This is a genomic window from Staphylococcus sp. HMSC034C12 (genome assembly GCF_001835895.1).
In the GTDB taxonomy this organism is placed as follows: Bacteria; Bacillota; Bacilli; order Staphylococcales; family Staphylococcaceae; genus Staphylococcus; species Staphylococcus hominis.
Genome location: NZ_KV826313.1, coordinates 37508 through 51452, shown reverse-complemented (window position 1 = coordinate 51452; position 13945 = coordinate 37508). Strand labels below are relative to the sequence as shown.

14 protein-coding genes are annotated in these 13945 nt (G+C 30.1%); 3 read left to right on the top strand and 11 right to left on the bottom strand.

Annotation, left to right across the window (positions count from 1 at the left end):
- Positions 1-187: 187 nt before the first annotated feature.
- The 7 genes from fabI to HMPREF2629_RS03220 form a co-directional block, all read right to left on the bottom strand.
- The gene (gene fabI, locus HMPREF2629_RS03250) at positions 188-958 is read right to left on the bottom strand and encodes an enoyl-ACP reductase FabI (protein ID WP_019835652.1); all 771 of its coding nucleotides are present in this window, start codon (positions 956-958) and stop codon (positions 188-190) included.
- Between the two features lie 205 nt (positions 959-1163).
- Positions 1164-3008 (bottom strand): monovalent cation:proton antiporter family protein, encoded by a 1845-nt coding sequence (locus tag HMPREF2629_RS03245; protein ID WP_049434452.1) that lies wholly within the window; start codon positions 3006-3008, stop codon positions 1164-1166.
- A gap of 9 nt (positions 3009-3017) precedes the next feature.
- Positions 3018-4403 (bottom strand): magnesium transporter, encoded by a 1386-nt coding sequence (gene mgtE / locus HMPREF2629_RS03240; protein WP_019835654.1) that lies wholly within the window; start codon positions 4401-4403, stop codon positions 3018-3020.
- Positions 4404-4421: 18 nt separating this feature from the next.
- On the bottom strand, positions 4422-5288 hold the full coding sequence (locus HMPREF2629_RS03235; RefSeq protein WP_019835655.1) for an RluA family pseudouridine synthase: 867 nt from the start codon (positions 5286-5288) through the stop codon (positions 4422-4424).
- Entirely contained in the window at positions 5288-6094 is an 807-nt protein-coding gene (locus HMPREF2629_RS03230; protein ID WP_019835656.1) for an NAD kinase, read from the bottom strand. The genes HMPREF2629_RS03235 and HMPREF2629_RS03230 overlap by 1 nt, the downstream gene beginning before the upstream one ends.
- Positions 6095-6108: 14 nt before the next feature.
- Complete coding sequence (locus HMPREF2629_RS03225) at positions 6109-6738, bottom strand: GTP diphosphokinase (RefSeq protein ID WP_054105360.1); 630 nt, start codon at positions 6736-6738, stop codon at positions 6109-6111.
- Between the two features lie 16 nt (positions 6739-6754).
- Positions 6755-7102 (bottom strand): UPF0738 family protein, encoded by a 348-nt coding sequence (locus HMPREF2629_RS03220; protein ID WP_002448177.1) that lies wholly within the window; start codon positions 7100-7102, stop codon positions 6755-6757.
- Between the two features lie 209 nt (positions 7103-7311).
- On the opposite strand from HMPREF2629_RS03220, the gene HMPREF2629_RS03215 reads away from it, so the two are divergent.
- The 3 genes from HMPREF2629_RS03215 (at position 7312) to yjbH (ending at position 9167) form a co-directional block, all read left to right on the top strand.
- The gene (locus HMPREF2629_RS03215) at positions 7312-7890 is read left to right on the top strand and encodes a CYTH domain-containing protein (protein ID WP_048761217.1); all 579 of its coding nucleotides are present in this window, start codon (positions 7312-7314) and stop codon (positions 7888-7890) included.
- Positions 7891-7980: 90 nt separating this feature from the next.
- Positions 7981-8346, top strand: a complete 366-nt coding sequence (locus tag HMPREF2629_RS03210) for a truncated hemoglobin YjbI (protein ID WP_048761221.1) — start codon at positions 7981-7983, stop codon at positions 8344-8346.
- 23 nt (positions 8347-8369) lie between these two features.
- Positions 8370-9167 (top strand): protease adaptor protein YjbH, encoded by a 798-nt coding sequence (gene yjbH / locus HMPREF2629_RS03205; RefSeq protein ID WP_048761214.1) that lies wholly within the window; start codon positions 8370-8372, stop codon positions 9165-9167.
- A gap of 267 nt (positions 9168-9434) precedes the next feature.
- On the opposite strand, the gene pepF is transcribed toward yjbH, so the two are convergent.
- From pepF to spxA, 4 genes are all read right to left on the bottom strand, one after another.
- Positions 9435-11243 carry an oligoendopeptidase F gene (gene pepF / locus HMPREF2629_RS03200; protein WP_070813141.1) on the bottom strand — a complete coding sequence of 603 codons (1809 nt, stop codon included), beginning with the start codon at positions 11241-11243 and terminating at the stop codon, positions 9435-9437.
- Between the two features lie 45 nt (positions 11244-11288).
- Positions 11289-12266 carry a competence protein CoiA gene (locus tag HMPREF2629_RS03195; RefSeq protein ID WP_048682892.1) on the bottom strand — a complete coding sequence of 326 codons (978 nt, stop codon included), beginning with the start codon at positions 12264-12266 and terminating at the stop codon, positions 11289-11291.
- A gap of 112 nt (positions 12267-12378) precedes the next feature.
- Positions 12379-13098 (bottom strand): adaptor protein MecA, encoded by a 720-nt coding sequence (gene mecA / locus HMPREF2629_RS03190; protein ID WP_048761209.1) that lies wholly within the window; start codon positions 13096-13098, stop codon positions 12379-12381.
- 198 nt (positions 13099-13296) lie between these two features.
- Positions 13297-13692, bottom strand: coding sequence for a transcriptional regulator SpxA (gene spxA / locus HMPREF2629_RS03185; RefSeq protein WP_002448146.1), 396 nt, complete (start codon positions 13690-13692; stop codon positions 13297-13299).
- Between the last annotated feature and the right edge of the window lie 253 nt (positions 13693-13945).

Below are 13945 nucleotides of genomic sequence, written 5' to 3'. Positions count from 1 at the left end.
TTGAATATAGATGTTCTTATTAAAAGTCTCTATGTTCTAGCCTTGGAAGTGAAATTGAATAAAGCTTGATACAAATGCATTTTCAACTCAGTCATCAACTGTCAATTTATTAAAAAAGTCTAAGACAACTCATTGTCTCAGACTCTTGGATTTATCATATATCTTATATCTATTTTTCAATTTAAACTTATTTAATTGCGTGGAAACCACTATCTACGTGGATATTTTCTCCAGTCACACCACTTGAAAAATCACTTAATAAATAAGCAGCAGTTCTGCCCACTTCTTCTTGATCTACATTACGTCTTAACGGTGCACGTTCTTCAACTTCTTTAAGAATTAAGTTCAAACCACCTACACCTTTAGCACTTAATGTACGAATTGGTCCAGCAGAAATTGCATTGACTCGAATATTATCTGGGCCTAAATCATATGCTAAATATTTAACATTTGCTTCAAGACTTGCTTTTGCAACACCCATCACATTATAGTTTTGAATTGCAAATTCTCCGCCTAAATAAGTTGTAGCTACAATACTACCCCCATTCGGCATAATTTTTTTCGCTTCATGAGCTACAATTGTTAATGAATATGAACTAATGTCTTGTGCAAGTAGGAATCCTTCACGAGATGTTTCAGAAAAACGACCACGTAAATCTTCCATATTAGCAAATGCAATTGAATGATAGACGCCATCAATAGTTCCAACTTCTTCACCAATTTTCGCAAAGCCATTAATGACATCTTCATCTTTTTGAACATCTATTTGATACAAATGATGCTCTTTTTGATTTAATTGGCCTAATAATTTTTCTAATTCTTTTTTACTGCGCTCTTTACGATATGTAAATACGAGATGAGCACCTAATTCGTCTAATACTTTAGCTACGCCAAAACCAATACTACGTTTATTAGCGATACCCATAATGACAAAGGTTTTATTTTCTAAATTAATCATATAAATTATCTCCTTATATTACTTTATATTAATCCGTTCATTATAAACGTTTTTAACATACATATTTTACCATTGTTAATAATATTTAATAAAGTAATAATAAATTTTCAAATCATCTCAATAAAAAGAGAGGTACATAAAGTAATGTATCTTTTTATGTTATTTTTCAAAGATACCCTTTATTTTGTCCTCTCTTTTAAATAGATTAATAATAAAATTCTAATTCAGATTTGAGTTCATCTACATATTCTTTAGAACCTGTTACAATTAAACGGTCTTTATATCTAAGTTGCGTATCTCCATGTGGTACAATGGATTCATTATTTCTAACAATACGTACAAATATGATGTCCCCACCAAATGGGAAATGACGCAATAGAATATTTTCGTATTTATAATTTAACATTTCAATTTCATATAGTGAAGTTTCAACGTTACTTAAAATATTTAGCATATTTGGTGTTTCAATTAAACCTTTTAAGAAAATTTTATTACTAATAAAATTACTAAATACTTCAATACCATCTGTTTTTAACTCTTCATCATCACCACTATTTTCTAGTCGACAAATAACTCTGTTTACACCATGAGATTTAGCTAATTTTGCTATCATTTTATTTAAGCCATCATCATTAGCAGAACATACGACAATATCTTGATTAAATAAGCCAAGTCTCTCTAATAAACTTTCTTCATATTCACTAATTTCAATAACAGTCACATTGTCAGGTAAATTACGCTGATCACCTAAATCTTTACGGTAAAACAACGTTATATTATATAACTGTGAAGTCAGATTTTGAACAATTGGAATAGTCAATTGATTTTTACCAATTAACGCAATATCAATTTTCCGGTTCACTTCATCTGGAATTGGGAATAATTTTTTAAATACAACAGGTACAAATACACATGTAATAATTGCACTTAATATTAATATTCCTGACATTTCAGAAGTAATTGCTTTTAATTCTTCAGCAATTTTTGCTGCAGCAATAACAAGCGAAAGTGTTGATGTTAATAAAAATGCTGATGCAATAGTTGTTTTAGTATCAAACCATCTTCGAATAAATAAGACAGGAATCAACTTAGAAACGATAAAGGACAATATAAGTATCGGAATTATAATAAGTAAAGAGGGTTCTTTAATTAAAGATGGTATATCTAAATCTACACCGACCATAATAAAGAATATCGGTATAAAGAATCCGTATCCAAATGAATCTAAAGTATGAATGATTTCTTCATCAGGTTTTAACAGTGATACAACTACACCAGCTAAAAAAGCACCTAATATATATTCAGCACCAACACCCTCAGCAAGAGCAACCAGTAAAATGATTAATGCAAAAATGGCCCGTATACCAATTTGTGTTGTACCACCCATTAAGCGTTGCATAAAATTTAACCGTTTAAATACAGAACCTAACAAATAAAATATTGCAGTAAACACGATTAAAATTGCAGATAGCCAAATTGACCCTCCGCCTTCACCATTGATTCCACCATAAATAGTTAATAAAACCATCGTAAATAAATCTGCTAATACTGCTACTAATAATATAAATTGTCCTATTGTTGTGCGCATGATATTCATTTCTTTAAGTGTTGGCACAACTACACCCAATGAAATAGTTGAAATAATAATGACCATTAATAATACATCATCTACAAAGCCTAACCATTTAAATGCAAATGCTAAAATGATTGAAAGCACCATTATTAATGAAAAAACTGTAAGTGCTAATTGTAAATGACTTGGTAAATTCTTTTCATTTTTATCAATACCCTGTCTCTTTCTTGTGTCTTTTTTAAATGCGCTGAAATCAATTTCCAATCCACTTAAAAACATTAAAAAGATAAAACCTAATGTTGACAGAATATTTAACATTTCATCTTTGTGGACAAGTCCTAAAAATGAATTTCCTATAATAATTCCCATTAATATTTCAGCTACGACAACAGGTAAAAAAGTGACGTTTAATCGATTAACAATAATCGGTGTAAGAAATGCTGCGACGACGACTATGACCAAAGAAAAAAATTCCATTTCATCCCCCTATGTTAGATATGACATAAATGTTGTTGCAAGTCCAAAATAAATTAACATACTTACAATATCATTGATAGTTGTAATAAATGGTCCACTTGCGACAGCAGGATCGATATGAATTTTATTCATTAAGATTGGAATCATTGATCCTACTAACGTACCTACTGTCATGGCAATAGTTAAACTTGCACCTACAATCAGTGCCAAGAATGGTTGACGATAAATAATGACAATAATTAAGAATAAAATCACTGCACATACAAAACCAGTGATTAACCCACTACCTGCTTCTTTTAAAGCTATTTTAAGTTTACTTTTTTCTTTAATATCACCATTAGAAATATTACGAACAGACACTGCTAATGATTGTGTTCCTGAATTTCCTGACATCCCACTTATAATAGGGATAAATGCTGCTAATAATGCAACTTGCGACAAGGTATCTTCAAAACCACCCAGAATCGTTGCTGTTATCATACCTAAAAATGTTAAAATAATAAGCCACGGTAATCTCTTCAATGCTTTCTTAAATACTGATTGATCAGTAGACTTAGTATCAGAAACCCCCGCTAAACGTGAATAATCTTCATCTGCTTCTTCATTTACAACATCTAAAATATCATCTATTGTGATAATCCCTACTAAATGATGTTGATAGTCGATCACAGGCATAGCAATAAAGTCATAATCTTTCATTTTTTGAGCAACACGTTCTTGATCTTCTTCTACATTTACACTTACAACACGTCGAATCATTACTTCTTCAACATGAGCATCAATATTTGCTACAATTAAATCTTTCAAAGATAGAACACCTACGAGTTGACCGGCAGTATCAACGACATAAATCACATATATCGTTTCTGCGTCAGGTGCTTGACTTTTAACTAGCATGAGTGCCTCTTTTACAGATGTACCAATATCCAATGAAATATATTCAGTAGTCATGATACCGCCAGCAGTATCTTCTTCATAATGTAATAACTTTTTGATTTTATCTGTGACTCTGTTATCCATCAAAGCTAATAAACTGGCAACTTTTGAGTTAGATAATTCATTTAGAATATCAACTGCGTTATCTGTAGACATATTTTCTAATACTTCACTTGCATAATGTGCATGCATTGAATCAAATAATATTTCATATTCTTTCCCCTCAATATCTAATTGATTAAAAAATCTACTCACTTCTTGAGGCGATAAAAATTCGAATATTCTTTGTCTATTCTGATTCGTTGTATTTTCAAAATATTCACTTTGTTCATATTGATGTATAGTTAGAAATTCTTTTCTGAATTGATCTATATCATTGCGGTTTAAACTGTCATCTAGTAGTTTTTGATTGTATACTTTATTATGTTGTATGTCAGTTGTTTCTGTATTTAATGACATCAAATGTACCTCCTAATTTTAATTTACACTTTGATATATTTTTTCTAAGTTTTTATAGTCTAAAATAATCTCGATTTCTTTATTATATATTGGATGTCTAAATTTTACTTTATAACACTGTAAAGATTGTGTTTGAATCCGAGGATGAAAACCATCATATAAGTCATCCCCAATAAGTGGATGACCAATATGCTTAAAATGAACTCTAATTTGGTGTGTTCGTCCAGTATGTAATTTAACTTCACATAAACTTGCACTGTGATGACTACTCAACGTTTTATATTCAGTTTTTGCATGTTTACCAGATGGCGTAATACACCGAGTAATAATACTATCTTTGTTTCTACCAATAGGTGCCTCTATCATAGATTGTTCTTTAGTTTTACCGTAACACACACATATATATCGCTTATCTATTTCAAATGTCGACATAAGGTGATGAATATGACCATGTTTAGTAAAGATAACGATGCCCGTCGTATTACGATCTAATCTTGTAACAATATGAGGTACTACATATTGTACTTTATTTGTAGAATGATTTAAATAATACATCACGCGCTCAATTAAACTATCATGAGGATGTTCTCTTGAAGGTGCACAATTTAAATGCACCGGTTTTGAAACGATAATTAAATATGTATCTTCATATAATATTTCAATATGTTTGTTTGAAGGACGAAGATATGTACTTGGAACTTCTTCCGGCAGTTTAACAATAAGTTGATCATCTTTTTTCAACATATATCTAACTGTCACAGGTTGCCTATTAATAATTAAAGCGCCATCACGTTTAATGGCGCTAATTGTTTTCTTTGAATAATTATGACGTTGTAAAAATGTCTTAAGCATTTCTTCGCTATGAATATGGTATACAAATTTCATCAATCATCTTCACTTTCAATAAACGAATCATGAACTCTTTTCCAAAAAGGAAATGGTCTAAACCTAGCAAAACGAACTTTTTCATTTGCGACTCTAAATTGAATGTCGCTCACATTTTTATGTTTTAGACTGACATGGTCAATTGTTGTTCTAATTGTATTATGATTTACAGGTGTAATCAAACATGTATGATGCTTAGGTAATACTAATGGTGAACCTACCGTTCTAAATACTCTATTATTAATAGATGCAATTTCAGCAATTTGTATGGCTTCAAGAGAAGGATGAATCAGTGCACCACCTAGTGCTTTATTATAAGCCGTCGACCCAGAAGGTGTAGAAATACATAGACCATCCCCTCTAAATCGTTCAAAATGTTTACCTCTAATTGCGACATCTGCTACTAATGTTGATCCATTTTCAGTTTTCATAGTTGCTTCATTGAGTGCTAGATAGCGTGTTTCATTCTTAGTGTTGTTATATTTAACAATAATTTCAAGTAATGGATATTCAATCACTTGAAATTCAGAATGATGAATTTCATCAATCAATTTTTCAACTTCATGAGGTAACCAGTCTGCGTAAAAACCTAAATGACCAGTATGTACTCCAACGAATGCTACATTTGATAACATATGACTATACTGATGAAAAGCTTGCAAAAGTGTTCCATCTCCACCGACAGATATTACTATTTCTGGATTTTCTGTATCCTCCATCATATGAAAAGAGTTCATTTGATTCATCATTTTATGTTTAAGCGTGTTTGATTTAGAGTCACCTTTAGATAAAATCGTATAACGCATGTATTGACACCTCATCAGTCATGTTTTTTTGCACGTTTTTGAGTATAATATTTTTGAGCTTCTTGTATTTCCTCTTTAATTTCAGACATCTCTTCATCTAATAAGTAAGCCGCTTCAGCAGCTCTTTCTAGACGATGTTGTATCTCAGCAGGATAATCTCCATCATATTTATATCTTAATGTATGTTCGATTGTAGCCCAAAAATTCATTGCTAATGTTCGAATTTGAATTTCAGCTAATATCATTTTTTGACCACTTAATGTTTCAATTGGATACTCGATAATTACATGATATGAACGATAACCACTTTGTTTTGTATTGTTAATATAATCTCTTTCTTCTACAACTTTAAAATCTTGTCGTTGTCTAAGCATGTTAACAACTACATCAATATCATCAACGAATTGACACATCATCCTTAAACCAGCTATGTCGTACATTTCTTCACGTAATCGATCAAAAGGAATTCTCCTTTTATTCGCTTTATCAATGATACTTGTAATAGGCTTTACACGACCAGTTACAAATTCAATGGGTGAGGCGTTGTCTCCAACTTCATATTGCTTACGTAAGCCTTTTAATTTCACCTTTAATTCATCGACTGCTTGTTTATATGGTGTTAAAAATTGCTCCCATTGATTCATATGGTTCCACTCCGTTTCACTTTAGTTCGAAAGTTTCTTCAACTGCTGAAACAAACTCCTTACCATAGTTATTATTTCCTTCAACATTTTCTAGGATATAACTTAATTCATCTTGAAAATGTTCTAATTCTAATTCATCGTTAATAATTACTTTTTTATCTCTATTATTATGTAACATTGACCACGTCTCTTGTACAAAAATCAAATATGAATACGACGAGCCATCATCTAATAAATAAGCAAAACTAAAATTATCACTATCTACAAGCATTTGTCCTACTTCATCTAATCCATCAGTTGGATCTTCTGAGTAGCAATAAATGCTATCATCTTTGATTTTAATTTCATTTACATATATACGCATGCTTGTTCCTCCTTATTATTCCTTATTAGTTTAACATAATTTAACTTTCAAACACACATTAGAGTACCATAGTTCAAGTATGCTCTAAACGATTAAATATTTAGCTCCATATATTTTATTTTTAGTATTGTTATTACTTTAATTTTTTACAAATGTCCGTCATAATGAACTACAATAATATACTAAAGATTTTCTAATGAGGTGTAATTATGAGTACTAATAATGAAATTGAATTTAAGCAATTAATTGATTTCAATACATATAACGCGATTAAAGATTCTTACTTTAAACAACTCACACCATTCACTCAAACAAATTATTATATTGAATCACCTAGTTTCAAACTACGTGATCATCGTTCTGCTTTAAGAATACGTGTTAAACAAAACACATTTGAAATCACACTAAAAGTACCAGCTAAAGTTGGCTTGATAGAATATAATCATCCAATCGATATTAAGCCTCATATTGGACAAACAATTGTCAAATCAACATTACCTAACGATATTCAAAAAATTCTTACTGAATTTGATATTGAAGAAAACGAATTAAGTGTTTTAGGTGCATTGACAACTGAAAGATTAGAAGTTGAATTTCAAAATGAACTATTAGTATTAGATAAAAGTCAATACTTTGATAAAACAGACTATGAACTAGAATTTGAAGTCAATGATTATCAAATAGGCTTTGAAAAATTTCAAAATTTATTAAAACAATTTGACCTAGTTCATGAGCCCCCTAAAAATAAAGTTCAACGCTTTTTTGAATATCAAGCTCAATTAGGATAGATATGAGATAAACTTGTGAAAAGTCAAATTACTTTTAAATGTAAAAATTCATGTTATATTAGAAATATATTAATAGAAATTGGTGATACTATGGCTACAACACCTTATGATGTAATAGGAGAAAAAGCTTTGTATGATATGATTGATTATTTCTACTTTCTTGTAGAGAATGATCAAAGAATCAACCATTTATTTCCTGGAGATTTTAAAGAAACAAGTAGAAAGCAAAAGCAGTTCTTAACACAATTTCTAGGAGGTCCTGATTTATACACTCAAGAACATGGTCACCCAATGTTAAAAAAAAGACATATGGAATTTAGAATTACTACTTATGAAAGAGATGCATGGTTAGAAAATATGTATAAAGCAATCAATAAAGCTCAATTTCCAGCAGGAGTTGGCGAATACTTGTATGAAAGATTGCGTTTAACTGCTAACCATATGGTGAATTCCTAAATATAATTGAAGGTGAGTTAAACATGGCTGAAGAACTTAAAATTGTAGATAATGCGAGTCGTGAAAACACTAATCTGTCACCTGTAAATAAAATAGAAATTTATTCATTCTTTGATCCTTTTAATAAAGATTGTTTTAAATTATCCGCAATTATTTCTAAATTAAGAATTGAGTATAATCAATATATTCGAATCAGACATATTTTGAATCCTTCATTAAAGGTCTTGACTAAATGTCAAGCTCAAAGTACTTCAGATTTTGATAATATTGCTTTAGCATATAAAGCTGCTGAATTACAAGGTAGATTAAGAGCGGAACGTTTTATTCATTTAATGCAAAACGAAATTATACCGAAAAAAGATATTATCACTGAAGAAATGATTTGTAATTGTATTAAAAATGCTGGTTTAGATTATGATGTTTTCAAAGAAGACTTACAAAAAAATAAACTTACCGAAAGTTTGAAAATAGATTTGCATATTGCAAGAGAAATGGAAATTGAACAAGCGCCTTCACTTGTATTTTTTAGTGAAGATGTACATGAAGAAGGTTTGAAAGTCGAAGGCCTTTATCCTTATCATATTTATACTTATATTATTAATGAATTAATGGGATGCCCTATCGAAAAAGAATTACCTCCAAATCTCGAAACTTATATTCAATCCAAACAATTAGTAACGATGGAAGAATTGCTTACTATTTATGAATGGCCGGAAAAATTACTCGTAAAAGAATTGAAAAAATTAGCTTTACAACAAAAAGTTGAAAAACTAAATTATCCTGACGGCGAATTTTGGCAATCTAAAATGCCTAAGAAATAACAAAGAGCGATCACTTATATGAAGTGTATCGCTCTTTTTATATTAACTTGATTTAATAATTAAGCATAAAAAAAACGCCGTGTCTGATTACACGACGCTAAACAAAGGGGATGGGAGAAATTTTTCACTTCAAACAAAGGGGTATGTTTGTTATGTGATTAATTTCATGTATATAATATAACACGCTCAAAACGTCGTTTCAATATTAAACTACATTTCCACCCTAAACGTCACAAATTAGACACATTGAAAACGAATACACTCTTTTTAGTGCTTCATTAATTTTTCAAATGCTTTTAATTTTTGTTCAAAAACTTCACACGCTTGCTCTATAGGTTCTGGTGTAGTCATATCTACACCCGCATTCTTAAGAATTTCAATTGGGTAATTAGAACTACCTTTTTTCAAGAATTCATTTATATATCTTTCAACAGCAGGCTGTCCTTCTGTTAAAATTTGATGACTTAAACTTTGAGCTGCACTGTATCCAGTTGCATATTGATATACATAATAATTCATATAGAAGTGTGGAATACGAGACCACTCTTTACTAATATGATCATCTGTTTCTACTACATCACCGAAGTATAGTCTATTTAATTTAGCATACTCTTCATTCATACGAGTTGAAGTTAATGGTTCTCCCGCTTCCTCAATTTGATGAATTTTGTGTTCAAATTCAGCAAACATAGTTTGACGGAATAATGTTGCTCTGAAACGCTCAAGTTCTTGGTTTAGTAATAATAAACGTCGATCATCATCTAAATGTTTATCCATATAATCACTTAGTAGAGCTTCATTACATGTTGAAGCAACTTCAGCTACAAAGATAGAATAATCACTAGAGTTTGATGGTTGATTTTTACGACTAAAGTAACTATGTGCAGAATGTCCAAATTCATGAACAAGTGTATATAAATCAGAGATAGTATCAGACCAATTTAATAAAATAAATGGATTAGTTAAATGTGCGCCTGAAGAATAACCACCTGAGCGTTTTCCTTTATTCTCATAAACATCTACCCAACGATGATTTAAACCTTCTTTCACTACATCTAAATATTCTTTTCCCATTGGTTCTAGGGCTTTTAGCATCCATTCTTTAGCTTCGTCATATGGCATTTCAAATTTAACATCTTTAACTAATGGAGTATAGATGTCATACATTTTCAAATCATCAATACCTAAAAGTTCTTTTCTCAATTGAGTGTATTTATGCAACAATGGAAGATATTTGTGAACTGTTGCAACTAAATTATCATATACTTCTTCAGGAATATGATTATTACTTAAAGCGCGTTCACGTGCCGTTTTATAGTTATGCGCACGCGCATTGAAAATATTTTTCTTAACTTCACCAGTTAAAGTTGAACCTAATGTATTGTTATATGCACCATACGCCTCATATAAGTTGTTGTAAGCTGACTGACGTAATTTACGATCATCTGATTCTAAATATTTAATAAATGTACCTTGTGTTAAAGGATGTTTTTTCCCATCTTTATCTACTGCATCTTTAAACTCTAAATCAGCGTTACTAAACATACCATAGACATTTTCTGGAGTTGATAATGCATCTTGCGCTTGGGTTAATAATTTTTCTTTATCAGCATCTAAAATATGCGGACGTTTTTCATTAATTAATTTCAAGTCAAATGCATAACGTTTTAAATCATCGTTACTCTTAATAAAAGATTCTAATTTCTCTTCATCAATTTGCAAAATCTCTGGAACTAAGAAACTCCACGCTGAGCTAATTTTTATGATGAGTTGATGCGCACGAGATTCAAAACCAGTATATTTATCGTTAGATGTATCTTGGTCTTGTTTTAGATGTGCATAAACATATACCTTTTCTAATTGTGTTCCAATCTCATCTTCTAAAGCTAAAGCATTATATAAAGTTTTAGCACTATCTCCTAGATGTCCTTTAAATTGTTCTTCTTTACCTAGATAGCTCTCTACCTCTTTTAATGCCTTTTCAAAAGCTTCATCGCTTTCAAAAATAGTTGTTAAATCCCAAGTTTCATTTGGATATTTTCGTTCTTGCTCTTCTCTAGTAAGTTGTTGACTCATACATGTACCTCCTAAATGAATTAATGTTATAATTTTCTCATTCTTTTATTTATTTTGCACGTTTAAACTCCCGCTTATTTGTTGAATATAATCATCTATTAACTTTAAAGTAATTTCTTCTTTATTAATATCCAGTAGATAAAATTGTCTGAATTTCAAATACGACATTAAATACTGCTTGGGAAGATTATGTTTTAACAACAACTTCAGCTTGAGTTGCCATTGTACTGGATGATTTTCAATAAAAATTTGATACGAAAAAATATAACCTGTATCTCTACATACCTCATCGTCAGTTATTTGTAATTGATACATAGCACTTAAAGACGGTTCTAGCACTGAACGTTTTTTTCTACAATTAAAAATATAACGACTGATATGTCTATTTGACAATTTATAACAATATGACTCATTCTTTTGTTCATTGAATGATAACAATTCAGAAATTTGAATCATTCGTCTATGCGCAATAAATTTTCGGCCACCAATATGTTGTATATTGACATATTTTACTATCAGTTGTTTTTCATGCTCCCAACTATATAGCGTTCTATCAATCGGATTAATGAAATAAGCTTGAAATGTGTTCAAGTATAAATAACCCTTATGATATTGTACTTGTTCGATAATCCAAATAACTGCTACTCCAATTTGTTCAAGTCCTCTTGATCGAGATTTGACCTCTTTTATACTTATTCTTGAAAATTGAACTTCTATAGCTACTTTTGCATTCACAAGAATATCAGGATACTGCATAATTTCAGAAAAATAAGGCTCTATTTCAACATTAAAGTGATATTGTTTTAGACGTTGAGCAATAAAAAATTTAACGTAGTAATGTTTTTCTGTTTCATTTTTCATACATCTTCTTTTAGTTTGAGAAACATGAGCAAAATGCGGAATCTTTTTTAACCCTTTTTTTAAAAGAAGTTTTTCTTTGCAATATGGACATCGGTATTCTTCAGTAATGATAGCTTGATGAGCATATACAGTTTCATTATTACGATTAATCGCTACTAACATGCATTCACCTCATACTATTAAACGTTTAAGGTGATTCATTTACTTTAAAAAAAGAGAGTAGAAAAGAAATTCATTTTAAATTTCTTCTCTACTCTCGATTAATCGTTATATATTATTCTACTGAATCAGTAAAATAACGACGTACTTGTGAAGTAACATTATGACTCATAATAATTTTAGCATAATCATTTAAATACACTTCTGTCTTATCACTAGGATAAGCGAATTCAAGTAATTGACTATAGCTATCATTAATTGTCTCTTGGCTAACAGTACTATCGAAGTGAATTGCATAGTAGTAATGTGAATCACTCATATACAATAAATCTTCAAACTCATCTGTAGATAGATTATGATGATAAGCGTAATGAATGACTTCTTCTAAGTCTTCGAATTTCACAATAATTGTTCTTAAACTAGAACGTTGTTGTGATGATTTACGTTTAGATTTATGTGCTTGTTTTTGTTGTGCACGTTGTTCAAATAAATCTTCAATACTTTCTTCTTGTTCTAATGTATTAGCTAGCAATTCATTCACTTGTTCCTCAAATTGTTCATTTGCATGATTATCTGACATGTTCATTGCTTCTTCATTTTTAGATTTAGAGATTGTAACTTCCACGCCTTTTTCAAATGCATGTACTTGAATCCAAAGAGGTCCTTCGACTACAAAATCTTCTTCTTCATTAATCTCGTCCATCATTGACCAAAAGAATTCTTCACCACGCTTACGATTTGTCCATAAATCTTCACGACTAAATCCTCTTGCTTCAATATCACCATAAGTTATAAATAATTTCACAGTTGTGTCGTCAACGCGTTCTATTCTCATATCATCTCACTCCTTACAGTCGATGAATAGTAACCATATTGTATTAGAACGTAAGTTAAATTACAATTTATTTGTTTGATTAAATTTCACTATTTTAAATAGGACACTATATCATATTATATTCCCTTTTTTTATTATAAAAAACAGCACTATAGCTAAGCCAGTGCTGTTAAATAATATGTTGTTAAATTTTAAATATTAGTCGACTAAACGTTGAGCTTCTTGTAATTGGAAAGTACGAACCTTTCTAGGTAAGAAACGTCTGATTTCATCTTCGTTATATCCAACTTGCAAGCGTTTTTCGTCTAAAATAATTGGACGACGTAATAGTCCAGGATTATCTTGAATAATTGTATACAAATCTTGCAATGGTAAAGAATCAATATCTACGTTTAATTTTTGATAAGTTTTAGAACGAGTTGAAATAATTTCATCTGTTCCATCTTCAGTCATTTTTAAAATTTGTTTAATTTCATCAATTGTTAAATGTTCAGAAAAAATGTTACGCTCCGTATACGGAATGTCATGTTCTTGTAACCATGCTTTCGCTTTACGGCAAGATGTGCAACTTGGTGATGTAAATAATGTTACCATACATCTCACTCTCCTATTGAATAAATATTATTCATTATATTAATAATTATGCTAATTTGTCTTAAGCTTATATTATAAGTATAATATGCTAACATTAAAATTAAATGAGAAAATCCTAATTTTTCTGAGAAATTTCAAATTTTCTAAAAATTTCTCTACAAAATCTAATTTCTTATGTGTATCTCTATTATAACATAACTTACAATTTAAAAAAATACTGTTATAATCTAGTTAAAATGAATTATTTTTAAAG

Coding starts and splice junctions, on each gene's coding strand:
- fabI (WP_019835652.1), bottom strand. CDS start 958: ATGATTAATTTAGAAAATAAAACCTTTGTCATTATGGGTATCGCTAAT.
- HMPREF2629_RS03245 (WP_049434452.1), bottom strand. CDS start 3,008: ATGGAATTTTTTTCTTTGGTCATAGTCGTCGTCGCAGCATTTCTTACA.
- mgtE (WP_019835654.1), bottom strand. CDS start 4,403: ATGTCATTAAATACAGAAACAACTGACATACAACATAATAAAGTATAC.
- HMPREF2629_RS03235 (WP_019835655.1), bottom strand. CDS start 5,288: ATGAAATTTGTATACCATATTCATAGCGAAGAAATGCTTAAGACATTT.
- HMPREF2629_RS03230 (WP_019835656.1), bottom strand. CDS start 6,094: ATGCGTTATACGATTTTATCTAAAGGTGACTCTAAATCAAACACGCTT.
- HMPREF2629_RS03225 (WP_054105360.1), bottom strand. CDS start 6,738: ATGAATCAATGGGAGCAATTTTTAACACCATATAAACAAGCAGTCGAT.
- HMPREF2629_RS03220 (WP_002448177.1), bottom strand. CDS start 7,102: ATGCGTATATATGTAAATGAAATTAAAATCAAAGATGATAGCATTTAT.
- HMPREF2629_RS03215 (WP_048761217.1), top strand. CDS start 7,312: ATGAGTACTAATAATGAAATTGAATTTAAGCAATTAATTGATTTCAAT.
- HMPREF2629_RS03210 (WP_048761221.1), top strand. CDS start 7,981: ATGGCTACAACACCTTATGATGTAATAGGAGAAAAAGCTTTGTATGAT.
- yjbH (WP_048761214.1), top strand. CDS start 8,370: ATGGCTGAAGAACTTAAAATTGTAGATAATGCGAGTCGTGAAAACACT.
- pepF (WP_070813141.1), bottom strand. CDS start 11,243: ATGAGTCAACAACTTACTAGAGAAGAGCAAGAACGAAAATATCCAAAT.
- HMPREF2629_RS03195 (WP_048682892.1), bottom strand. CDS start 12,266: ATGTTAGTAGCGATTAATCGTAATAATGAAACTGTATATGCTCATCAA.
- mecA (WP_048761209.1), bottom strand. CDS start 13,098: ATGAGAATAGAACGCGTTGACGACACAACTGTGAAATTATTTATAACT.
- spxA (WP_002448146.1), bottom strand. CDS start 13,692: ATGGTAACATTATTTACATCACCAAGTTGCACATCTTGCCGTAAAGCG.